The following is a 20,781-nucleotide window of genomic DNA, read 5'->3' on the forward strand; positions in this document are numbered from 1 at the left end:
GTTCCGACGGTAAGTGGGAGCCGAGCGACACGTCCAGCTCACGATTCCGGCTGTGCTGTTCGGCTGATCCGTACAACAATGGGTGCCATGCTCAATCCTTGGAGGCTCAGCCTGTTGAGCAGGCTGGACACGCTGGGCACTGTCCGCGCGGTCGCGAAAGCGGCCAATCTGAGCGCGTCGAGCGTGTCCCAGCAGCTCGCGGTCCTCGAGGCCGAGACCCGCACGCGGCTGCTGGAACGCACCGGCCGCCGCGTCCGGCTGACCCCGGCCGGACGCATGCTGGCGCGCCGCGCGCGAGCGATCCTCGACCATATGGACACCGTCGAGGCCGAGTTGCGCGGCCTCGGCGAGGGGCCCGCGGGGCACGTCCGCCTCGGTGCCTTCCAGAGCGCGATCCACACCATCGCCGTCCCCGCGGTGAACCGGCTGGCGCGTTCGCATCCGAGCCTCCAGATCGAACTGCTCGAACTCGAACCGCATGTCAGCATGCCCGCGCTCCGGGTCGGCGACGCCGACGTCATCGTCACGACCACGGACTTCGTCGAGCAGCCGCTGGGGCCGGACATCGACCTGGTGCCGCTCGCGACCGACCCGATCGTGCTCGTCGTCCCGCCCGGTCATCCGGCCGCGGGCCGGGGTCCCGCCGACCTCGCCGCCTACGCGAGCGAGCCCTGGGCGTTCGACATCCCCCAGTCGTACATGGCGAACCTCGCGACCCGGCTCTGCCGCGAAGCCGGTTTCGAGCCGCGTGTGATCGCCCGGTTCAGCAACTACATGATGACCTTGCAGCACGTCGAGGCTGGGCTTTCGATCGCGCTCCTGCCCGGCCTCGCCGTCGACAAGCGGTACCGCGTCGCCACCCGCGAGCTCGCGACGCCGGTCGACCGCTCCATCACCGCGGCGATCAGGCGCGGGTCCGCGCCTCGCGCCGCGGTCGACCTGGTTCTCGAGGCGATCCGGAGTCATCCGGAACTGCCGCTGTGAACCCGTGCCGTCGCGCCACCAGCACCACGGCCAGCGTCGGCACGAGCAACACCAGGACACTCCAGGGGAACGACTCGGCGCCGAAACCGTCGAGGAGGACGCCGCCGGCGATCCCGCCGCCCGCCATCGCCGCGTTCCACAGGGTGACCAGCATGGCCTGCGCGATGTCCGCCGCGCCGCCCTGGTCACCAGCCCGTGCGGCGGCGGTCTGCAGCAGGGTCGGGATACCGCCCCAGCCGAGCCCCCACAGGGTCGCCGCGATGTAGACCAAGGCCGGATTCCGGCCCAGCAGAGCCAAAAGTGTCGCACCGAGCGCCACGAGGACGGTGCCCGCGACGGTCAGCGCCCGCAGCCGCCGGTCGATGTGGACACCGACGAGCCAGATGCTCACCATCGAAGCCAGCCCGAACACCAGCAGGATCCGGTCGACCGAGCCGCCCATCGACACGTGTTCGAGGAAGGTGGCGATGTAGGTGTAGAGGATGTTGTGCGCCAGCACGAACGTCAGCGTCACGAACAGCACCGCGGCGACACCGGGCACGGCGAGGGTCTTGCGCACCGGGAGCCTGCCGCCCTTGTCCTGTCCGGGGAAGTCGGGGACGCCCACCGCGATCCAGCCCAGCAGGCCGAGCGCGAGCACCGACATCAGCGAGAACGTCACCTGCCAGCCGAAGACGCCGCCCAGGAACGTGCCGGCGGGGATGCCGAGCGAAAGCGCGAGCGGGATACCGGTCATCACGATGGCGATCGCCTTGCCCCGCACCGGTTCCGGCGCCAGCCGCCGGGCGTAACCGGCCAGCAGCGCCCAGACCACGCCCGCCGCGATCCCGGCGACGAACCGCGCGCCGAGGGTCAGGGGGTAGTTCGTGGACAGCGCCGTGACCGTGTTGGCCACGGCGAACCCGGCCACTCCGGCCAGGAGCAAACGTTTGCGGCGCCAGCCCGCGGTCGCGGCGGACAGGGGGATCGCGGTCAGCGCGGTGCCGATCGCGTACACCGTCACCAACTGCCCGGTCGCCGCCTCGCCGACGCCGAGCCCGGCGCTCATCGCGGGCAGGACGCCCGCGGGCAACGCCTCGGTCAGGACGGTGACGAACGCCGCCGTGGTCAGCGCGAGCAGCGCGCCGAGCGGGAGTTTCGAAGTCATGCTCCGTATGCTCGAACCATCACATAGATGTGAAGGTCAAGTCGGCCGGAGTGAGGTGGCGCACATGCGGATCGGGGAGCTGGCGGAGCGGACGGGGACGTCGCGCCGTCTGCTGCGGTACTACGAGGAGCAGGGTCTCATCATCTCGGAACGGCTGGCGAACGGCTACCGCGACTACGCCGAGCCGTCGGTCGACAGGGTCATCCAGGTGCGCGGCCTGCTCGACGCCGGGCTGCCCACCAGGATCATCAAGCAGATCCTGCCGTGCCTGGACAAACCCCGGCAGATCTACTTCCCGGACGCGACCGCGGAGATGCTCCAAACCCTGGAGGCCGAACGCGACCGGATGACCCGGCGGGCCGAATGCCTGCTCCGCAACCGGGACGCCATCACCGAGTACCTCGACGCCGTCCGCGCCTACGACCCCGCTTCCTGAGCCGGAGGGACTTTCCTCGCATCGGTCTTGACAGGGTGAGAAAGCGCTTTCAGGATGTGGTCAGGAAAGCGCTTTCAAAGGAGAACGGATGACCACGCGGAAACTCGGCGTCGTGATGAACGGCGTCACCGGGCGGATGGGCTATCGGCAGCACCTGGTGCGCTCGGTCCTGGCGATCAGGGAGGCCGGCGGGGTCGAGCTGGCCGACGGTTCGCGGGTCCAGCTGGAGCCGGTCCTGGTGGGGCGCAACGCGGACAAGCTCGAAGAGATCGCCACCCGGCACGGGCTGACCCGCTGGACCACCGACCTCGACGCCGCGCTCGGCGACGACGACCTCCCGCTCTACTTCGACGCGCAGCTGACCGCGGTCCGCGAGAAGTCGATCGTCCGTGCCATCGACGCGGGCAAGCACATCTACACCGAGAAGCCGGTGGCCGAATCGGTCGAAGGCGCGCTCGCGCTGGCGCGGCACGCCGAGGCGGCCGGGGTCAAGAACGGCGTCGTCCACGACAAGCTGTACCTGCCCGGTCTGCTCAAGCTGAAGCGCCTGATCGACAGCGGTTTCTTCGGCCAGATCCTCTCCGTGCGCGGCGAGTTCGGCTACTGGGTCTTCGAGGGCGACTGGCAGGCCGCGCAGCGCCCCAGCTGGAACTACCGCGCCGAAGACGGCGGCGGCATCGTCGTCGACATGTTCTGCCACTGGAACTACGTGCTGGAGAACCTCTTCGGCGCCGTCAACGCCGTGACCGCCAAGGCCGTCACCCACATCCCGGAGCGCGTCGACGAGAAGGGCGACCGGTACGCGGCCACGGCCGACGACTCCGCGTACGCGATCTTCGAGCTCGAAGGCGGGGTCATCGCCCAGCTCAACTCGTCCTGGTGCGTGCGGGTCCACCGTGACGAACTGGTGGAGTTCCAGGTCGACGGCACCAAGGGCAGCGCGGTCGCCGGTCTGCACAAATGCGTCATCCAGCCGAGGGAAGCCACGCCGAAGCCGGTGTGGAACCCGGACCTCGCGGAGACTCAGTCCTATCGGTCGCAGTGGCAGGAAGTGCCGGACAACGAGGACTTCGGCAACGGTTTCCGCGCACAGTGGGAGCAGTTCGTCCGCCACGTCGTGGACGACGCCCCGCACCCCTACGACTTCATGGCGGGGGTGCGCGGCATCAGGCTCGCGGAAGCCGGCCTCGAGTCCTCGCGCGAGGGCCGCCGGATCTCGCTGGGCTAACGCCCGAAGACCGCGCTCGGGTCCTCGGCGATCAGCACCGAGATCTCCCGGATCTTGCGGTTCGTGTGCTGCGACGCCTCGGTGAGCCAGCGAAAGGCCTCATCGGCGTTCAGCTCCAGACGTGCCATCACGATTCCCTTCGCGGTGGCGATGGCGTCCCTGGTCTCCAACGCGGCGACCAGGGTCTCCGCCTGGCGTTCGGCGGCGGCCCAGCGGGACGCGGTCAGGATGATCGCCGAGATCGCCGAGGTGAACATCGCGACCAGGGCCGCCTCCACCGGGTCGAAGGCGTTCTCCTGGAAGCTCCAGACGTTGAGCGCGCCGGACAGCGGCTCGGACGCCCGCCGCCTGAAGTGCGACTCGTCCGGGACGAACAACGGGCAGGCCAGCGCGGTCCGCACGCCGAGCAGATCGGCGGTGGCGGCGAAATCCGGCCAGCGTTCGGCCGCGTCGGCGTCCAGCAGGGTCCTGACGATCGTCCCGCTCTCGGCGGCCTTGAGGCAGGGGCCTTCGTCCGCGCTGTACTGCGCCTTGTCCAGGGGGAGCAGGGACTCGTCGGTGGCGGCGACGGTGCTCGGTTCGTTGTCGGAGTACAACGTCACCGTGGCCGCGTCCGCGCCCGGCAGCAGCCCGACCACCTTCTTCGCCACCCGTTCCAGCAACTCGTCACGGGGCTCGTCGAGCCGCATCGACTCCGTGAGCTCCCGCAACGCCGAAGCGGTGTCGCGAAACTGATCCATCGTGGCCCTTTCCCTCGGACGGCGGATTTCGCCGTCCACCAAGAACGTACTCGTTCCGGCTAGCCGGGCATTGGCCGATTCGGGCTAACCCGGGGCCGGTGGCCCGCCGGTTCGGTGGCCATCAGGCCTTCACCGTGGGTGAGGCCGGGCAGTTGCTGCTCGAACCGGGCGACCTCGCCCAGCGGCAGCACGCCCGTCAGTTCGGCCCGGTCACCGCGCACCACCGAACCGGTGACGAGCCCGCCGCATTCGACCAGCCTGGAGAGCGTCGCGGTCACCGAGTCCGCGGGCAGTTCCACCTCGACGCGGCTGACCGGTTCGAGTATCTCGGTCCCCGCGTCCCGCAGCGCTTCTTCCAGCACGAACGGAGTGACCTTGCGGAAATCGCCCGCCGCGCTGACCGGGCTGAAGTAACCGGTGTGGGTGACGGTCACCATGCAGTCGATCACCTCCCGGCCGGACGGGCCCCGCCGCAGTGTCGCGTCGACGGTCTCCTCGATGGCCTTGTGGAACGCGAGCGGAAGGGAGCCGAGTTCGACGTCGAGGCCGAAGGTGAGGCCGGATCCGGGGGCGCCCGGGCCGACCCGTAGCCCGACCGTGGCGAAGTACGGATTCCGCTTCTCCGTGATGAGCCACACCGCGTGCCCGGTGCCGATCGGCCGCTCGACGCACACCGGCCGGGTGAGGCTGAAGCCGACGTCGAGGCCGTGCTGTGTGGCGAGTGTCTCCGCGATGATCTCCTTCTGCACTTCGCCGTAGAGCCGCACCGAGATCCGCCGCGTCTCGTCGTCCTGCCGGACGGTGATCAGCGGATCCTGTTCCGCCAGCTCCTGCAGCGCGGTGAACACCGACGCGGTCTCGGCAGGGACAGCCGGGACGACCTCGGTTTCCAAGGCGGGCGGCGGAAACTGTGGGGACACACCGTCGTCTTCGGGGACGCCGAGGAGGTCGCCGATCCGGATCTCCTTGAGCCCGGTGATCTTGGCGATCTGCCCGGCCCGCGCGCGGGCCTCGACGGTCTCGTCGCCGAGTTCGAAGACGCGCACCGCGCTCACCTTCGCCTCCTCCGTGACCGCCCCGCCAGGGCGATGGAACCGGACGTGGTCCCGCGCGCCGATCTCGCCGGAGAACACGCGGACATAGGCGATCTTCTCGTGCGCGCGGCCGCGTTCGATCTTGAACACCGCCGCGCGCAATCGGTCGTCCGGCGCGGATTTTCCAGCGCCACCAAGGAATTCACGGATACCCGAAGTCAGTTCGGCGATCCCTTCGCCGCTGCGTGCGGAGCCGAAGTAGACCGGGGAGACCGCGCCGAGCCGGGTCTGGCGGACGACCTCGGCCCGGTAATCGTCGGCCGTCACGGCGTCTTCTAGATACGCTGCGAGGAAGGCGTCGCTGTGCTCGGCGAGCTGCTCGACCTGTCCGGACGACGGCGAGACCGGCCGGACCTTCGCGGTCGCCGTGCCGAGGCCGCCGACCTCCGACATCGGCACGCAGGCGACGCCGAGGCGTTCGGCGAGGTCGGCGAGGAGGCCTTCGTGACGGGCGCCCGCCCGGTCGATCTTGTTGACGAAGATCAGCACGGGGACGCGCAACCGCTTGAGCGCGCGCATGAGCACCCGGGTCTGCGCCTGCACGCCCTCGACGGCGGACACGACGAGGACGACGCCGTCGAGTACGCGCAGCGCGCGTTCGACCTCGGCGATGAAGTCCGGATGGCCCGGGGTGTCGATCAGGTTGACCCGCAGGTCGCCGACGCGGAAGGACACGACGGCCGAGCGGATGGTGATGCCGCGACGGCGTTCCAGCTCCATCGTGTCGGTGCGGGTGTCCCCGGCGTCGACGCGGCCGAGGGTACCGATGGCGCCGGTGTGATGGAGCAGGCGCTCCGTCAGGCTCGTCTTACCGGCGTCGACATGGGCGAGGATTCCGAGGTTCAGGTACTCCATGGATGAACGGCTCCAGGGCTGTCGAAAGGTCCATACGGCTCGGGGACTCGACAGCTCGGCGCACGCCGTTCTCCTTCTTTCCGGGAAAGCACCTGGTCGGGCCGGACGTTAGCAGCGTGTTTCCGGCCGGTCACGCGATTTAGCTCCGGCCGTTGACTTGCGGCGCCCCATGGGCTGTAATTCTTGAACATTTCAGCGCAAGAACATGACAAGAGTCAGGAAGATTCCGCTCAGTCCCCTCCCGGAACAGAGGAATGTCATGAGAACGAGGCGCCTTCTGACGTACGCCGCCCTGTCCCTTCTTCTGGCCCCACCCGTCATCGCGAGCGAAGCCCCGACGGCTTTCGCGACTCCTGCCGCGGCCGCCGAAGCGGCCGACGCGACGTACACCGCCAGCAGTCAGCTGCCCGGCTACGCCGTTTCGAACGTCGGCGACGGGAACCAGGCCACCTACTGGGAAAGCACGAACAACCAGTTCCCGCAATGGATCCAGGCCGATCTCGGCGCGGCCACGAACATCGCCCGGCTCGTGCTCAAACTGCCCTCCGGCTGGGAAGCCCGCACGCAGACGTTCTCGGTGCAGGGCAGCGGGAACGGCGCGAGCTTCAGCGATCTCGTCCCATCGGCGGGCCACCGGTTCGACCCGGCGACGGGCAACACCGTCACCCTCGACGTCACCGGGAACACCCGGTTCGTACGGCTGAACATCATCGCCAACACCGGCTGGCCGGCGGCCCAGCTCTCGGAGTTCGAAGTGCACGGCCCGGCGGGCGGGGACACGCAGCCGCCGTCCGCGCCCGGGAACCTCGCCTATACCGAACCGTCGAGCGGCAAGATCCGGCTCACGTGGTCGGCCTCGACCGACAACACGGGAGTCGCGGGCTACGACGTGTACGCCAACGGGCAGCTGCGAGGCAGTGTCGGCGGTGACGTCCTGACCTACACCGACGACCAGCCGGACAGCGCGACCGTCGCGTATTCCGTGCGGGCCCGCGACGCGGCGGGCAACCAGTCGCCGAGCAGCGGCACGGTGACCAGGACGGGAACGCGCGCCGGCACGAATCTCGCGCTGGGCAAGCCGATCACGGCGTCTTCGGTGCAGCATTCCTACGTCGCGGCCAACGCCAACGACGACTCCGTGACCACCTATTGGGAGGGTGCGGCGTATCCGAACCTGCTGACCGTGGCGCTGGGATCCAACGCCGACCTCGACCGTGTCGTGGTCAAGCTCAACCCGGATCCCGCGTGGGCTCAGCGCACGCAGACGATCGCGGTCGAAGGGCGTGACCAGGGGGCGGCCGCGTTCACCACGCTGGTGTCCGCGCAGACGTACACCTTCACCCCGTCGAGCGGCAACACCGTGACGATCCCGGTGAGTGGCCGCGCCGCCGACGTCCGGCTGCGGATCACCGCAAACTCCGGTGCGCCCGGCGGTCAGGCCGCGGAATTCCAGGTTTTCGGTGTCCCGGCCCCGAATCCCGACCTCACGGTTTCGGGTGTTTCGTGGTCGCCGGCGAATCCGGTGGAGACCGACGCGATCACGGTGTCGGCGACCGTCCGCAACGCCGGGACCGCGGCGTCGGGCGCGACGAACGTGAACCTCTACCTGGGCACGGCGAAGGTCGGCACGGCACCGGTCGGCGCACTCGCCGCAGGAGCGTCGGCGACGGTCTCGGCGGACATCGGCACCCGGGAAGCGGGTAGTCACCAGGTCACCGCGAAGGTCGACGAGGCCAACGCCGTCGTCGAGCAGGACGAGGCCAACAACTCCTACACCGGCGCGACGGCGCTCGTCGTCAGCCCGGTCCAGAGCTCCGACCTCGTCGCGGCCACCGCCTGGTCGCCGAACAACCCGACGGCGGGCGGCGCCGTGACCTTCTCCACGACGGTGCGCAACCAGGGCACGGTCGCTTCGGCGGGTGGCGCCCACGGCGTCACGGTGACGATCACCGATCAGAACGGCGCCGTCGTCAAGACGCTCAGCGGCTCGTACTCCGGCGCGATCGCCGCCGGGGCCACCGCGCCGCCGGTGAACGTCGGCACCTGGACCGCCGGGAACGGCCGGTACACGGTCAAGACCGTCGTCGCGAACGACGCCAACGAGTTGCCCGCCAAACAGGGCAACAACACGAGCACGCAAGCGTTGTTCGTCGGCCGTGGCGCGAACATGCCCTACGACATGTATGAGGCCGAAGACGGCGTGGTCGCGGGCGGCGCGTCCGTGATCGGTCCGAACCGGAAGATCGGCGATCTCGCGGGGGAGGCGTCGGGGCGCAAGGCGGTGACGCTGAATTCGACCGGGGCCTCGGTCGAATTCACCACCCGCGCGGCCACGAACACCCTGGTGACCCGGTTCTCGATGCCGGACGCCGCGGGTGGCGGCGGGCAGAACTCGACGCTGAGCGTCTACGTCGACGGCACGTTCCTGAAGGCCATCGACCTGACTTCGCGCCACGCGTGGCTTTACGGCCCTGAAGCCTCTCCGCAGAACTCGCCGGGAGCCGGTCCCGCGCGGCACATCTACGACGAGGCCAGCATGCTGCTCGGCACCACCGTTCCCGCCGGGCACAAGATCAAGCTGCAGAAGGACGCCGGAAACGGCTTGAACTACGCGATCGACTTCGTGAACTTCGAGCTGGCCACGGCGGCCGCGAACCCCGACCCGGCGCGCTACGCCGTCCCGGCCGGGTTCAGCCAGCAGGATGTGCAGGCCGCGCTGGACAAGGCGCGCCAGGATCCGAACCTCACCGGCGTCTTCCTGCCGCCGGGGCAGTATCCGGTGACGAACAAGCTCACCGTGTACGGCAAGCCGATCACGGTGCTGGGCGCCGGGCCGTGGTTCACGAGGTTCACCGCGCCCGCCGGGCAGGAGAACACCGACATCGGGTTCGACGCGCAGGCGAGCGCGAGTGGTTCGACGTTCGGCGGGTTCGCCGTGTTCGGGAACTACACGTCCCGGATCGACGGGCCCGGCAAGGTCTTCAACTTCACGAACGTCACGAACATGACCATCGACGACATCTGGGTGGAGCACCAGATGTGCCTGCTGTGGGCGACCAATGTGGACAACACCACGGTGAAGAACTCGCGGATCCGCGACATGTTCGCCGACGGCGTCAACTTCACCAACGGCAGCACGGGAAACCGGGTCACCAACAACGAAGCCCGCTCGACCGGTGACGACAGTTTCGCGCTGTTCGCCGCCACGGATCTCAACGCGGGCAACCAGTACGACAACGTGTTCGAGAATCTGACCGTGCTGCTTCCGTGGCGCGCGGCCGGGCTGGCGGTGTACGGCGGGTACAGCAACACTTTCCGGAACCTGTACATCGCGGACACGTTGACGTACTCGGGGATCACGATCAGTTCGCTCGACTTCGGCTATCCGTTCCTCGGCTTCGGCCCGCAGCCGACGACCGTCCAGAACGTCTCACTGGTCCGCACCGGCGGACATTTCTGGGGACAGCAGACGTTCCCCGCGATCTGGATGTTCTCCGCCTCCAAGGAGTTCCGGGGGATCCGGGTGTCCGATGTGGACATCCAGAGTCCGACGTACAGCGGCATCATGTTCCAGACCAAGTACTCCGGAAGCCGTCCGGAGAACCCGGTCGAGGACACGGTGCTGACGAACGTGTCGATCACCGGAGCGCACCGCAGCGGTGACGAGTTCGACGCGAAGTCCGGGATCGGGATCTGGGCCAACGAGCTGCCGGAACCGGGTCAGGGCCCGGCTGTCGGTTCGGCGACGTTCTCCGGGCTCACCCTGAGCGACAACGCCGAAGACATCCGGAACACGACGAGCACGTTCACCATCAACCGCAGCTGAGTGCCCCAGCGCGTGAAGGCCTCCTTCCCTCGGCTCAGCCGAGGGAAGGAGGCCTTCACGCGCAACCGGCGGAACCGCCCGTTGCTGAAGTGCGGAATCCGTGCTTCACTCCTTGCCATGCCGTACCGACGGACTCCGAAGACGCAGGCCAGACTGGACTCGCAGCGAGGCGAGATCCTGGCCGCGGCCATCGCACTCCTGGCCGAGACCGGCTACGCGGGCTGCTCCATGGCCGCGGTCGCCACTCAGGCGGGGGTGGGCACCGGCAGCGTGTACCGGCAGTTCCCGTCCAAGGCCGACCTCGTCGTCGAGGTCTTCCGCGAGGTCGTCTCGCGGGAGGTCGACGCCGTCGAGGCCGCCGCTTCCCAAGGCGACGTCCGCGAGCGGGTGGTCGCCGTGATCGAGACCTTCGCCGGGCGGGCGTTGAAGGCGCCGAGGCTGGCGTACGCGTTGCTGGCCGAGCCGGTCGACGCCGTGGTGGAGGCCGAGCGCCTGGTCTTCCGTCGCGCGTTCCGCGAGGTCATCGCCAGGAACATCGCCGACGGCGTGAAGCGGGGGCTGCTGCCTGCGCAGGACGCGGAAGCGACCGCCGCGGCACTGGTCGGCGCGGGCGCGGAGATGCTGGTCGGCCCGTTGGCCGGCGAGAGCGGACCGGACACCATCCCGCACCTGGTCACCTTCACCCTTCGCGCGCTGGGGGGCACCGATGGCGTTTGAGACGCTCACGTACCGCGTCCAAGACCGGAAGGCTTACCTGACCCTGAACCGCCCCGAGCGGCTCAACGCGATCAACGACGTCATGCCCGGCGAGATCCGGCAGGCCGTGGAGCTGGCGAACGAGGACGACGCCGTCCGGGTGATCGTGGTGCGCGGCGAAGGCCGGTCGTTCTGCGCCGGTTACGACCTCAAGCAGTTCGCCGAGGGCGACACCGAAGGCCGCTGGAACCAGGGCCCGGTCTGGGATCCGATCAAGGACTACCGGGTGATGAAACGCAACACCGACGACTTCTTCAGCCTGTGGCGGTCGCTGAAACCCACAATCTGCCAGGTGCAAGGGCACGCGATCGCCGGCGGCAGCGACATCGCGCTGTCGTGCGACGTGCTGATCATGGCGACCGACGCGCGTCTCGGCTATCCGCCCGCCCGGGTCTGGGGTTGCCCGACGACCGCGATGTGGGTCTACCGCGCCGGGGCCCAACGCGCGAAGCGGATGCTGCTCACCGGCGACACCATCGACGGCGCCACCGCGGCGGAATGGGGACTCGCGCTCGAGGCGGTGGAACCCGAAAGGCTCGAAGCCGCCGTCGAGGAACTGGCCGACCGGATGGCCGGTGTGCCGACGAACCAGCTGGTGATGCAGAAGCTGATGATCAATCAGGCCTACGACAACATGGGCCTTTCCGGCACCCAAACACTCGCGACGCTGTTCGACGGCATCACCCGGCACAGCCCGGAAGGCCGCTGGTTCCGCGAGTTCGCCGAACGCGATGGTTTCCACGAGGCGGTGGCCTACCGGGATTCCGGACAGGTCATCCCGGACGGCGGCGGACCGCTGCCGGAGCACACGGATCCAAGGAGGTCGTCATGACCGCGAACACCGAAAGCGAACGGGTCGCCGAGCGTCTGCAGCGCTCCTCCGCGCGACACTCCTACGACCCGGACGTCGACGTCGACTGGCAGGCACCGTTGGTCGACGGCGCGTACGGCAAGGCGCCGGAGCGCTGTTCCTTGTACGGCACCGCATTGTGGGACCGGCTCGACGATGGGCAGCGCGCCGAACTGAGCCGTCAGGAGGCCGCGGCCGCCGCCGCGTCGGGCATCTGGTTCGAGCTGATCCTCATGCAGGGCCTCGTCCGTCACGTCTACAACAGCGACCCGACGACCCACAACGCGCAGTACGCGCTCACCGAGATCGCCGACGAATGCCGTCACAGCACCATGTTCGCCCGCTCGATCGAGAAGAGCGGCGGTGTCGTCCGGCGTCCGAGCCGCACGGCGCACCGCTCGGGCAAGATCTTCGGCGCGGTCTGCGGTCCGGCGTTGCTGTTCGCCGGCGCCATCTACGTCGAAGAACTCGCCGACGGCATGCAGCGCGAGATGATGCGTGACGACAGCCTGCAGCCGATGATCCGGATGATCTCCCGCATCCACGTCATCGAAGAGGCACGCCACATCAGCTTCGCCAAGGACGAACTGGGCCGGGCCTGGGCCCGTCACGGTCGCGTCGGCCGCGAGCTGATCCGCTGGGCGATCGCCGGAATGGCCTACGTCGCGACGTCGGAGTTGTTGCACCCCAAGGCATACACCTCCGTCGGTCTCGACCCGCGCGAAGCCCGCCAGGCCGCCACCGCGAACCCGCACTGGCGCCGGACCAAGGCGGCGTGGGCGGCCAAGGCCGTCGACTACTTCACCGAGATCGGCCTCATCGGCGGCCCGAGCCGACGGCTCTGGCGCCGAGCCGGCGTCCTCGACTGAACGAAAAGGAAGGCAACTCCATGTCCGCACGCACCGGCAAGCTCCTCGGCCTCGGCATCGCCGCGACCGGGCTCGCCCACTTCGCCGCTCCGGCCGCTTTCGAACCCGTGACGAAGATGGCCTTCGCCGACGACGTCCGCAACTGGACCTACCGCAACGGCGCCACCGAACTCGCCATCGGCCTGGCGATCGCGGCCCGACCTACGCGGAAGGCGGGCGTCGCCGGGCTGGCCGTCTACGCCGGATGGCTGGGCAAGCGGGTCCTCACCCGGCGCTGACATCCCGCTGGCTCATCGAACGTGGGTGGCGCAGTGGGAGCGCGCCACCCCGAACAGAGCCGGGCCCGGGCTTGCTGATCAAGGAGGTCCGCTAGTGGGTCTGGGCTCCCGTGGAGCTTGTGGCACTCCACCGGATCCCGTAAGCGAATCCCGGGGTGAGATGCCGGAACTCGGCCTGCACCTCACCGGAAGCGTCCGGCGTCAGTTGCGTACCCATCACCTCGGTGTCCCTGGCATCGTCTTGGAACACACGCTCAAGGCGCGAGACGCGAACCGGCGCAGGACTGGCGAATCGGAGGTGGAGGATGAACAAGTCGACCGGATGCCGGGGTACGCACACGAAATGCGAGTACCTGAAGGGGGCGCGGAACCGCAGAGCAAATTCATGTCGTTCGCCGCGAGAGAGCTGCCTAGGAAGACGTAGGCCGAGCCCGACCCGTTCGCTCGATTCCATGGCACGGGCGGTCAGCACTCCACCGTAGAACACGTCTACCCTCAGATCACTCCCACTGCTGCGGCCACCGCGCCCGTGGGCGCCTAGCGTCAACGCGAGGTCAAGCTCAGAAGTGTGGTCGGTGTCGGCGACGATTCGGCGAAACTCAAACGTCTCGGGTGTCGGTTGATCGAGTGCGACCATCACCCGGAGTTCCTCGGTGTGCCAGAGCCTGCCTGGCTGTTCAGGCTCTGGGGAACGAACGCCGCCCAAGGCCAGGACCGCAAGCTGGTCCATCCCCTCATCGATGCGGCGGCGGGCGGTGCGGTCGTCGCGATCCAAGGTATGGGCCAGCCACCTCACTCGATCCTGATAGAAAGGATGTCCAGCCTCTTCGTGCATCGCGAGGGCGGCCAGCACCGCGAGACGTAGGTCGTTCGGCAACGTCCTCGCTAGCGTCAGCAGGCCTTCTGTGATTTTGCGTCTGACCTCCGAGTTATCGTCGCCTTCGGAGATCCGGAATGTGGTTTGCAAGGCAGGCCCGGCGCGTTCGCGGAGCTGTGGTGCGGCGACGCCTCTGCCCCGGCGAAGCGATCTGAGCTCGCCGCTCAGATCGGCCACGCTGACCGTCATTTCGGGATTTTCACGTACGCGGAAATCTTCGAACTGAGAGCGGCCGCACGGGAGTCGACTCCTGTCGTGCTGTACTCAGGGACCGTCGAAAGCAGCCCCCGCGCGGCCGCGCTCACACTGCCCACCCGGGGCGAAGCCTGCTGAGCCTTCGCCCGAGCTGTCCTGCGGCCAAGCAAGTAGCACCTGAAGCGGCGAGAGCCACTTCCAGTGTGTAGCCACGGGTGATCAAGAATCCTGTGAAGGCCTGGATCAGGATCACGATGACGACTGCTTCGCGGAGATGGCGTGCTGGAGCTCCAGGAAATGGATCGGGCGTGCAGGGGCGATCCTTGTGTGCCGGTGCCATTGTTCTGTGAAATCCTCTCTGTATCGACCTAGGCTGCACATCCACAGACATGTGGCGAAGGTTGCAGCCCTGCCACGTGGACGGCTTGAGTCTTGCGCAGAGTGTTCATGATCGGAAGAGTGACTACGGAGCGTCAGATCATGGTTGCAAGGCTGAAGGGGCCGCCGGCTGCAACCGGGGCCCCTTCGGCGACTCGCCTAGGTCGATAGACAGATCGCAACAGTCAGGATCGCTGACCGGCTCGACGATGTCGTGTGTTGTCATGCTTTTGACCAGGTTTTGTCCACTTTTTGCCCATGGGTGTCCGGTCCCACTTGTGGCTTGGCTTGGCGTGAATACTGGTCAGTGCCGGATTGCGCCGTCCCATGTCCGGATCGTGAATCCTGCCTGAGTGATGTCGTCTCGGCAAGGCCTTCGCCGCGGCGAACTTCGAGGCTTCAGGGCGCCTCGGGTGCGAGCTATCTTGAATAGTATTCGGAAGTAAATTCGATCCCTGCGGTCACGTTGGCCGCGGATCGGCCCGGTGAACGATCGTAAAGGGTGAAGCGTCGAGTATTTCCTTCTCTGTAACACCTTCAAGTCCGACGTAGTGCCCTGGTCCGCTGTCTGCGGGCAGAACCGGCACGCCTCGAGAACGAGGCGTGCCGGTGCCCGGTGATCAGGAGCCGGTCTGCTGCCTGATCCAGCTCAGGTGCTGGGCGATGCCGGTGTAGAGGGTGCTGGTGGCGCATTCGCCGCCGTTGTCGCCGGGGCCGTGGGTCTCGCCGACCAGCGTCCAGCGTCCGGTGGTGCCGACGACCGCCGGTCCGCCGGAATCGCCGTGGCAGGCGGAATGCCCGCGGTCACCGGAGATGCAGACGTCGCCGGAGCCGCCACCGCCGCCGTAGCAGGAGCTGCTGGGAAGCACCCGGAGATCGATCTGGCGCAGTGTGGTCGGGGTGCTGCAGCTCGGCCAGCTGGTGCATCCCCAGCCGAGAAGGCGCGCGGTGGTGTTCGGCGCCGGGTTGCTCGTGGCCATCGCGACCGGAGTGGCGCGGACGGCCGTGGACAGGTGCATGAGGGTGAGGTCGGTACCCGGCTTGTTGACGCGGCGGTCGATCCTGCCGACTTCGCCGCCGGAGTACTTGTTCGTCGAGCCGATCCGGCCCTGCGACGCGCCGCCGCAGTGGGTGGCCGTCACGATCCATTGGGGCGCGACGAGGCTGCCGCCGCAACCGTTGTTGAGCGAGACCATGAAACTGTAGGTCTCCGTGGCGGTGCCCCCGCCGATGATCGAGGGCTGGACACCCGAATCCGTTTGGGCTTGGGCGATCCCGGGCGTGGACACCGCGAGTGCCGCAGCCAGGAACCCGAGAGCGATTGAAGCGATTTTCCGCATGGTTGCTCACCTTCGGGCGGCCGAGCCGCCTGGTGGTCGGGGAGGAACAAGGGCGATGCCGGCCGCCCAAATGTTTCCGACGACGGGAGAGCCGGAATACCTTCCTAGGTAGTAAGACGAAAGTCGCGGATCGTTCCGGCCGGAACCAGGCGTGCGGAACCCCGGCCTGCCTCCCCATTTCCGCCATTGGCGGGCTTTCGCGATGGAAAGCCCGGAATGTTCACGGTCTGGATCAGAGAGTTCGGATGGCCATTGATCCATGCTTTGGAATGGTTTCTCCGAATTGTCCGAAAGATCAGGGACATTCTCGAAAGGTGTGCACTCGAAGATTATGTGCGAAGTGCTTTATCGAGGTCGTCCGGCTCGACGCCGAGTTCGGCGCGGGCGATGTCCGGATCGAGGACCATGGCGGTGGCGTGCAGTTGGCTCCATTGCGCAGGGTCGAAACCGAGAGTGAATCCTAGACGGCGTTGGCGGATCACTGCCCAGCGGAGCAGCAGTTCGACGGCGATCCGATGCAGTTTCCAGATGCGTTTCGGAGAACGGCCGCTCGCGGTCGCGAGACGCGTGAAGAGATCGGCCCAAGGGAGATTCGCCGTGACGAGCGGGTAGTTCCCGTTCGCGCGACGTTCCAATGCGGCGACTGCCGCTCGCGCGGTCTGGGTGACGGTGACGACCGCGGTGGTGCCGGGGTAGGCGAGGATGTCCTTATCACCGACGGCCATGCTGCGCAGCATGGGTTCGAGAGGTGATTGCCTGCCCGGAGTCGTGCCCGCCACGTACGGAAGTTCGAGAATCGCCACCGAGGTTTCCGCGGTGACGGCGGCGCGGGCGCGCTCGGCTTGGTCGATTCTGCTCGAGATGTACGGACTGCGTTCGGCCAACCGGAGTTTCGGCTGTTCGCGCTGGAGGGTGGCGTAGAAACTACCGAGGATGACGGCGCGGTCGGTCTGCGCACGGCAGCCGGCGGCGAGCAACCTGGCGACCGGTGCGACATTGGCATCGTGGAAGAACGCGGCGATGTCGGCGCCGCGCGGTGCGGCGACGGCGGCGGCCGATGCGACGACGATGCCCTGATGACCGGCGACGATCGCCTCGAGTCGTTCCTCGGACAGGTCGGTGAGGTCCCCGAGGTGAACTGTCACCGCGTCGGGAAGGTGCGTGGACGGCGTGCGGACCAGCACCGTGACGTCGTGCCCGCGTGCCAGCAGTTCGCGCACGACGTGCTGTCCGATGAAGCCGCTTCCGCCTGTTACCAGGATCTTCATAGGCCTTCCTTTCATCCGGTGAACCCGAGAACGACCTGGGCCAGCAAAGCCGAGGTGAAGAAGGAACCGGCGAAAACGAGAAGCGTCACGACGACCGCGCGCCAGCTCAGGGTCCGCAGGATCCTCAACTGCCGGACGGTCACGCACAGACCGACGCAGCTGAGCACGGCGGTCGCCAGCGTCAGCAGGTCGACGGCGGACAGGACGCGCACCATGGTCGCCGACCACGGCAGTCCCGGAACGGTCAGCGCGGCACCGACGAGCGCCGCCCACAGCACGGTCGGCACGAACCGGCCGGTCCGGTCGCCGAGCATCCGCACTCCGAAGGCGAGGGCCAACAGCAAGAGCATTCCCGGCACCGCATGCCATCCCGCGGTGACGAGCAGGAGCACGGTCACGGCCAAACCGGTCACCAGCCGAGAGGGCACGACCGTCGCCGCCGGCTCGGCGGAGTCCCCGGAGACCAGCCGATTCCGTACCGCGGTGGGGGAACGGTACAGCCTTTCCAGCACCGGAAGGACGATGAAAGCACCCAGCAGCACGGTGGTGATGTAGGTCAGCACATCACTGGCCGTCGCCAGCGCGACGATGTCGTCCTGGGGCAGGTCGCGGGAACCGTGCGCGAGCGAACCCGCACAAGAGATCGTCATGCCCCCGCTGCCGACCCCGCAGGCCATCGCCAGCGCCGTGGAACTGAACAGCGGAATCGCCGAGCCGATGCCCGCGAGCGCGGAGAAGAACAAGGACCCGAAGAGCGTGCCGCTGATGTAAGTGGCGAGAACGCCGGAACCCTCCGGGCCGGAGATGCCGTATCGCTCGGTCACCAGGGCGATGCTGGGTTCGCGGCCGATGGAGAACGTGGCGCCGATACTCGCGCGGCCGAAGCCGAGCAGTAAGGCCGCAGGGAAAGCCAGCAGCGCCGTCCCTGCCTTTCCGAGGCTCTGTACGAGGATCGCCGGTCCGGCCTCGACGATCGTGGGGAGCGCCGTACCGAGCACGACTCCGGCTCGCACCACGAAGACCACCGTCAGCAGTTGCAGGAGTTGCCCCGCGCAGGACCAGATCGGTGCGGCCGCCTCCGGACGTCGCCAGGACAGCGACAGGTTGAGGGCGACCGTGATCACGAAGGCGAAGAAAAGCGGAAGCAGGACGAGCGCGAACGAGCCGATCCGTAGTTCCAGCGCGCCCGCGTACTCGGTTCCCACAGTGACCAGCGCGCACAACGCGGTCACCCCGATGGCGACCGCCGTCCCGGCGTTCGATGGTCTGGACATGGCCGTCGTCCCCCTCCCGGAACCACCATGTCCGATGATCATGGCCTCTCGGTGGCTCCTTGGCCAGGACGGCCTGCCCGGTCTGCGGTTTTCCGCCCTGGCGCAAGAGTCTCGACCGGCCGGCGAGGCGGGCGGCAAGCTGTTCCCATGCCCGTGAAGGGCCAAGGGGAGGGGAACGATGATCCGGAAAATGATGCTCGTCGGCGGCGCGATGATCTCGGCGCTGGTACTGGGGACCTCGACCGCGGAGGCGGCGACCGGCTACACCATCTGGCAGGGAAAGGACTACGCGCAGTACGACACCGTCCGCGATGCCGCCGCGGTGTGCGACGAGGAGCAGGACGGCAACGGCGTCTACGCCGAGTACAACCAGAAGAACGGGACGAAGCTGACCATCGGCGACAGCAATGGTTCGAAGGTCGGCTGCGGCAACGCCACGATCCCGGACGTGACGTCCTTCCGGATCTGCGAGGACGACGCGGGAGACGACAGTTGCTCGCTGTGGCGGATCGTGCGCTGAGGGCTCAGCCCAGCAGCGCGGCACCCATCGGCGTGAGGTTGTGCAGCACCACGGCTCCGTGGCGCCGGCTGGCGATGAGCCCGGCTTCGCGGAGCACCGTGGTGTGCCGCGAAACCGCGGCCGCCGAAATGCCGAGCCGGTCGGCGAGTTCGCCGCTGGTGGGGCAGCCCGCGACCGCGTACAGGACGGCGGCGCGGGTCCGGCCGAGCAGGGTGGCCAGGTGTTTCGGCAGGGGAGCGGGCTCGTGCTCGTGGGACACCGGGAAGACGAGGACCGGTGGAAGGTCGTCGTCGGCGAGGGCGACGGGGGTGTCCCAGCAGAAGTAGGACGGGACGAGCCGGATACCGCGACCGTCGAGACGGAGGTCGCGGTCGACGGGGTAGCGCACGGTCAGGACCGGCGCCTCCCAACGGAAAGCGGGCCGGAGCGATTCGAGAAGGCCGAGGGTTCCGCTTTCTCCGGCGAGACGTGACCGCAAGGCCCGGTCGATGTCGACCTGGGTCCGCACGTTCGTCCATTGTGGAGCGACCAGGGTGTCGTGGGCGATCCGGAGCGCCCCGGCGACCTGATCGAGCGCCGCGCTCGCCCCCGCCGCCAGCCCCTGTGTCCAACCGGGCAGGCGGTGGTGCTTCGCCATCAGCGCGACTTCGCGCCCGAGCCGATCCGCCGGCGTCCCACGAAGGGCGGACAGCCCCGCCTTCAGCCCGCACGCGGACTCGGCGGGGGTGAGGAAGTCCGGGAAGTACCGGGCAGGCGGCGCGATCGTCTGCAGGAACCGGACCGCGGTCCTGGCGTCACGCTCCCGCAGGCCTTCCCGCACCCGGCGCCGCCAGCGCGCGAAGGCGGGAATGCCGTCGAGCGTGAGCTTCTGCATGGCCAAAACCGTTTCCCACAGCGGATCCGGTGCGGCCGCGACGCGGACACGGGCCAGGTCACGGTCGGTGAAGTGAATACGAAGCATGACGCCTCCCCCATGGAGTCGTCATTCATTTATCACACTGGAGGGGAACATGAAGGGGATTCTGAGCAGGAACCTGCGGCGGGCGGCCACGGCGATCGCCGTGGCGTCGGCGGCGACACTGGCTTTCACAGGCACCGCCTCGGCCGCGACCGGCGCGGCCACCGCGTCCGGGAGCGAGGTGTACGGCTCGGCCAACTGGACCTGGACGTTCAGCGGCATGACCGGCATCAACATGGCCGTGCGGGACACGAAATGCGACGGCAACCCGGTCTACGTGTTCTTCGAGGCCGATCTCGGCATGGGGACCATCGACCCGACGCCGTACCGCTGGAACGAGAGCGGATGCGGCACCACGAGCTACTGGAGCAACCTGAAGTACAACTCGGGCACCAAGCTGAGCAGGGTCCGCGTCGTGACCTGCGTGGATGACGCGGGTTGGGACACCTGCTACCGGAGCGGATGGCAGTACAACCGCTAAGGCTTAGACCGAACCGGTATCGCCGTTGGCCGGCGACGGTGGCTCCTTCTCGTTGAGTCATGGAAGGAGCCGCCGTCGCTCATCGGTCGTTCACTTGATCGGCTCGAGCTCTTGCGCCTGCTTCACGAGATCGACCAACTCTGTTGCGAAGTCGTAGGCTTCGTCGTCGCCCGGGTACGATTCGGTATACATACTAAGGAAGAAATAACCTTCAGTGAAGTGGTGCAGCCCTTCGGGGAGTTGATCGTCCGCGACTTCGCCGGCGACAAACTCGACCACGCGGAGCAGCCCCCGTGAAGGCATCCATGACAACATCTGCGGTGGCTGAACGCGCCCCGGCGGGGCCACGAGGAAATCTCCGGACAACTCATTTCCCCTCAGGAGTCCGCCTCGACGCGGACAGTGATCGCCGCGCGGCGAGCTTAAG

The 20,781-nt window shown here is 67.9% G+C and carries 19 protein-coding genes; 10 read left to right on the forward strand and 9 right to left on the reverse strand.

Features of this window, described 5'->3' with window-relative positions; genetic code table 11:
- The first annotated feature begins 87 nt into the window (after positions 1–87).
- Positions 88–984, forward strand: coding sequence for a LysR family transcriptional regulator (locus AJAP_RS06815; RefSeq protein WP_037341651.1), 897 nt, complete (start codon positions 88–90; stop codon positions 982–984).
- Here AJAP_RS06815 and AJAP_RS06820 read toward each other — a convergent pair.
- Complete coding sequence (locus tag AJAP_RS06820; RefSeq protein ID WP_038509066.1) at positions 905–2,131, reverse strand: MFS transporter; 1,227 nt, start codon at positions 2,129–2,131, stop codon at positions 905–907. The two genes, AJAP_RS06815 and AJAP_RS06820, sit on opposite strands and share 80 nt — an antisense overlap.
- A 64-nt stretch (positions 2,132–2,195) precedes the next feature.
- Here AJAP_RS06820 and AJAP_RS06825 point away from each other — a divergent pair, with 64 nt between their 5' ends.
- Both AJAP_RS06825 and AJAP_RS06830 read left to right on the forward strand, forming a co-directional pair.
- The gene (locus AJAP_RS06825) at positions 2,196–2,567 is read left to right on the forward strand and encodes a MerR family transcriptional regulator (protein ID WP_037342533.1); all 372 of its coding nucleotides are present in this window, start codon (positions 2,196–2,198) and stop codon (positions 2,565–2,567) included.
- Between the two features lie 88 nt (positions 2,568–2,655).
- Positions 2,656–3,795: a Gfo/Idh/MocA family protein gene (locus AJAP_RS06830; RefSeq protein ID WP_038509067.1), complete on the forward strand. Its 1,140-nt coding sequence runs from the start codon at positions 2,656–2,658 to the stop codon at positions 3,793–3,795.
- Here the strand turns inward: AJAP_RS06830 and AJAP_RS06835 are convergent.
- Both AJAP_RS06835 and AJAP_RS06840 read right to left on the reverse strand, forming a co-directional pair.
- On the reverse strand, positions 3,792–4,535 hold the full coding sequence (locus AJAP_RS06835; RefSeq protein WP_038509068.1) for a GAF and ANTAR domain-containing protein: 744 nt from the start codon (positions 4,533–4,535) through the stop codon (positions 3,792–3,794). The two genes, AJAP_RS06830 and AJAP_RS06835, sit on opposite strands and share 4 nt — an antisense overlap.
- Positions 4,536–4,594: 59 nt before the next feature.
- Positions 4,595–6,484, reverse strand: coding sequence for an elongation factor G (locus AJAP_RS06840; RefSeq protein WP_038509069.1), 1,890 nt, complete (start codon positions 6,482–6,484; stop codon positions 4,595–4,597).
- Between the two features lie 259 nt (positions 6,485–6,743).
- Between AJAP_RS06840 and AJAP_RS06845 the strand changes: the two genes are divergently transcribed.
- The 5 genes from AJAP_RS06845 to AJAP_RS06865 all read left to right on the forward strand — a co-directional run bounded on the left by AJAP_RS06845 (position 6,744) and on the right by AJAP_RS06865 (position 13,063).
- Positions 6,744–10,310, forward strand: coding sequence for a discoidin domain-containing protein (locus AJAP_RS06845; RefSeq protein ID WP_038509070.1), 3,567 nt, complete (start codon positions 6,744–6,746; stop codon positions 10,308–10,310).
- A gap of 117 nt (positions 10,311–10,427) precedes the next feature.
- Positions 10,428–11,027: a TetR/AcrR family transcriptional regulator gene (locus AJAP_RS06850; protein ID WP_038509071.1), complete on the forward strand. Its 600-nt coding sequence runs from the start codon at positions 10,428–10,430 to the stop codon at positions 11,025–11,027.
- A complete protein-coding gene (locus AJAP_RS06855) occupies positions 11,017–11,898 on the forward strand; it encodes a crotonase/enoyl-CoA hydratase family protein (protein ID WP_038509072.1) in 882 nt (293 codons plus the stop codon). The genes AJAP_RS06850 and AJAP_RS06855 overlap by 11 nt, the downstream gene beginning before the upstream one ends.
- Entirely contained in the window at positions 11,895–12,785 is an 891-nt protein-coding gene (locus AJAP_RS06860) for an AurF N-oxygenase family protein (protein WP_038509073.1), read from the forward strand. The genes AJAP_RS06855 and AJAP_RS06860 overlap by 4 nt, the downstream gene beginning before the upstream one ends.
- 20 nt (positions 12,786–12,805) lie before the next feature.
- Entirely contained in the window at positions 12,806–13,063 is a 258-nt protein-coding gene (locus AJAP_RS06865) for a hypothetical protein (protein ID WP_037341666.1), read from the forward strand.
- 91 nt (positions 13,064–13,154) lie between these two features.
- Here AJAP_RS06865 and AJAP_RS06870 read toward each other — a convergent pair whose 3' ends face one another.
- From AJAP_RS06870 to AJAP_RS06885, 4 genes are all read right to left on the reverse strand, one after another.
- Entirely contained in the window at positions 13,155–14,129 is a 975-nt protein-coding gene (locus AJAP_RS06870; RefSeq protein ID WP_174492002.1) for a hypothetical protein, read from the reverse strand.
- Between the two features lie 1,004 nt (positions 14,130–15,133).
- Positions 15,134–15,853 (reverse strand): S1 family peptidase, encoded by a 720-nt coding sequence (locus AJAP_RS06875; RefSeq protein WP_038509075.1) that lies wholly within the window; start codon positions 15,851–15,853, stop codon positions 15,134–15,136.
- 329 nt (positions 15,854–16,182) lie between these two features.
- Positions 16,183–17,121 carry an NAD-dependent epimerase/dehydratase family protein gene (locus tag AJAP_RS06880; protein ID WP_051972362.1) on the reverse strand — a complete coding sequence of 313 codons (939 nt, stop codon included), beginning with the start codon at positions 17,119–17,121 and terminating at the stop codon, positions 16,183–16,185.
- 11 nt (positions 17,122–17,132) lie between these two features.
- Positions 17,133–18,395: a DUF3100 domain-containing protein gene (locus AJAP_RS06885; protein WP_038509077.1), complete on the reverse strand. Its 1,263-nt coding sequence runs from the start codon at positions 18,393–18,395 to the stop codon at positions 17,133–17,135.
- A 178-nt stretch (positions 18,396–18,573) separates the two neighbouring features.
- On the opposite strand from AJAP_RS06885, the gene AJAP_RS06890 reads away from it, so the two are divergent.
- On the forward strand, positions 18,574–18,915 hold the full coding sequence (locus tag AJAP_RS06890; protein WP_038509079.1) for a hypothetical protein: 342 nt from the start codon (positions 18,574–18,576) through the stop codon (positions 18,913–18,915).
- Positions 18,916–18,919: 4 nt separating this feature from the next.
- Here AJAP_RS06890 and AJAP_RS06895 read toward each other — a convergent pair whose 3' ends face one another.
- A complete protein-coding gene (locus AJAP_RS06895) occupies positions 18,920–19,876 on the reverse strand; it encodes an ArsR/SmtB family transcription factor (RefSeq protein WP_038509080.1) in 957 nt (318 codons plus the stop codon).
- A gap of 49 nt (positions 19,877–19,925) precedes the next feature.
- On the opposite strand from AJAP_RS06895, the gene AJAP_RS06900 reads away from it, so the two are divergent.
- Positions 19,926–20,354, forward strand: coding sequence for a hypothetical protein (locus AJAP_RS06900; protein ID WP_037341677.1), 429 nt, complete (start codon positions 19,926–19,928; stop codon positions 20,352–20,354).
- A gap of 90 nt (positions 20,355–20,444) precedes the next feature.
- On the opposite strand, the gene AJAP_RS06905 is transcribed toward AJAP_RS06900, so the two are convergent.
- Positions 20,445–20,720 carry a hypothetical protein gene (locus AJAP_RS06905; protein ID WP_148311460.1) on the reverse strand — a complete coding sequence of 92 codons (276 nt, stop codon included), beginning with the start codon at positions 20,718–20,720 and terminating at the stop codon, positions 20,445–20,447.
- Between the last annotated feature and the right edge of the window lie 61 nt (positions 20,721–20,781).

The sequence above is a fragment of the Amycolatopsis japonica genome (assembly GCF_000732925.1).
Lineage (GTDB): Bacteria > Actinomycetota > Actinomycetes > Mycobacteriales > Pseudonocardiaceae > Amycolatopsis > Amycolatopsis japonica.

Bases quoted from the DNA above. Each gene is read 5' to 3' on its own strand.
- AJAP_RS06815 (WP_037341651.1), top strand. From the start codon at position 88: ATGCTCAATCCTTGGAGGCTCAGCCTGTTGAGCAGGCTGGACACGCTG.
- AJAP_RS06820 (WP_038509066.1), bottom strand. From the start codon at position 2,131: ATGACTTCGAAACTCCCGCTCGGCGCGCTGCTCGCGCTGACCACGGCG.
- AJAP_RS06825 (WP_037342533.1), top strand. From the start codon at position 2,196: ATGCGGATCGGGGAGCTGGCGGAGCGGACGGGGACGTCGCGCCGTCTG.
- AJAP_RS06830 (WP_038509067.1), top strand. From the start codon at position 2,656: ATGACCACGCGGAAACTCGGCGTCGTGATGAACGGCGTCACCGGGCGG.
- AJAP_RS06835 (WP_038509068.1), bottom strand. From the start codon at position 4,535: ATGGATCAGTTTCGCGACACCGCTTCGGCGTTGCGGGAGCTCACGGAG.
- AJAP_RS06840 (WP_038509069.1), bottom strand. From the start codon at position 6,484: ATGGAGTACCTGAACCTCGGAATCCTCGCCCATGTCGACGCCGGTAAG.
- AJAP_RS06845 (WP_038509070.1), top strand. From the start codon at position 6,744: ATGAGAACGAGGCGCCTTCTGACGTACGCCGCCCTGTCCCTTCTTCTG.
- AJAP_RS06850 (WP_038509071.1), top strand. From the start codon at position 10,428: ATGCCGTACCGACGGACTCCGAAGACGCAGGCCAGACTGGACTCGCAG.
- AJAP_RS06855 (WP_038509072.1), top strand. From the start codon at position 11,017: ATGGCGTTTGAGACGCTCACGTACCGCGTCCAAGACCGGAAGGCTTAC.
- AJAP_RS06860 (WP_038509073.1), top strand. From the start codon at position 11,895: ATGACCGCGAACACCGAAAGCGAACGGGTCGCCGAGCGTCTGCAGCGC.
- AJAP_RS06865 (WP_037341666.1), top strand. From the start codon at position 12,806: ATGTCCGCACGCACCGGCAAGCTCCTCGGCCTCGGCATCGCCGCGACC.
- AJAP_RS06870 (WP_174492002.1), bottom strand. From the start codon at position 14,129: ATGACGGTCAGCGTGGCCGATCTGAGCGGCGAGCTCAGATCGCTTCGC.
- AJAP_RS06875 (WP_038509075.1), bottom strand. From the start codon at position 15,853: ATGCGGAAAATCGCTTCAATCGCTCTCGGGTTCCTGGCTGCGGCACTC.
- AJAP_RS06880 (WP_051972362.1), bottom strand. From the start codon at position 17,121: ATGAAGATCCTGGTAACAGGCGGAAGCGGCTTCATCGGACAGCACGTC.
- AJAP_RS06885 (WP_038509077.1), bottom strand. From the start codon at position 18,395: ATGTCCAGACCATCGAACGCCGGGACGGCGGTCGCCATCGGGGTGACC.
- AJAP_RS06890 (WP_038509079.1), top strand. From the start codon at position 18,574: ATGATCCGGAAAATGATGCTCGTCGGCGGCGCGATGATCTCGGCGCTG.
- AJAP_RS06895 (WP_038509080.1), bottom strand. From the start codon at position 19,876: ATGCTTCGTATTCACTTCACCGACCGTGACCTGGCCCGTGTCCGCGTC.
- AJAP_RS06900 (WP_037341677.1), top strand. From the start codon at position 19,926: ATGAAGGGGATTCTGAGCAGGAACCTGCGGCGGGCGGCCACGGCGATC.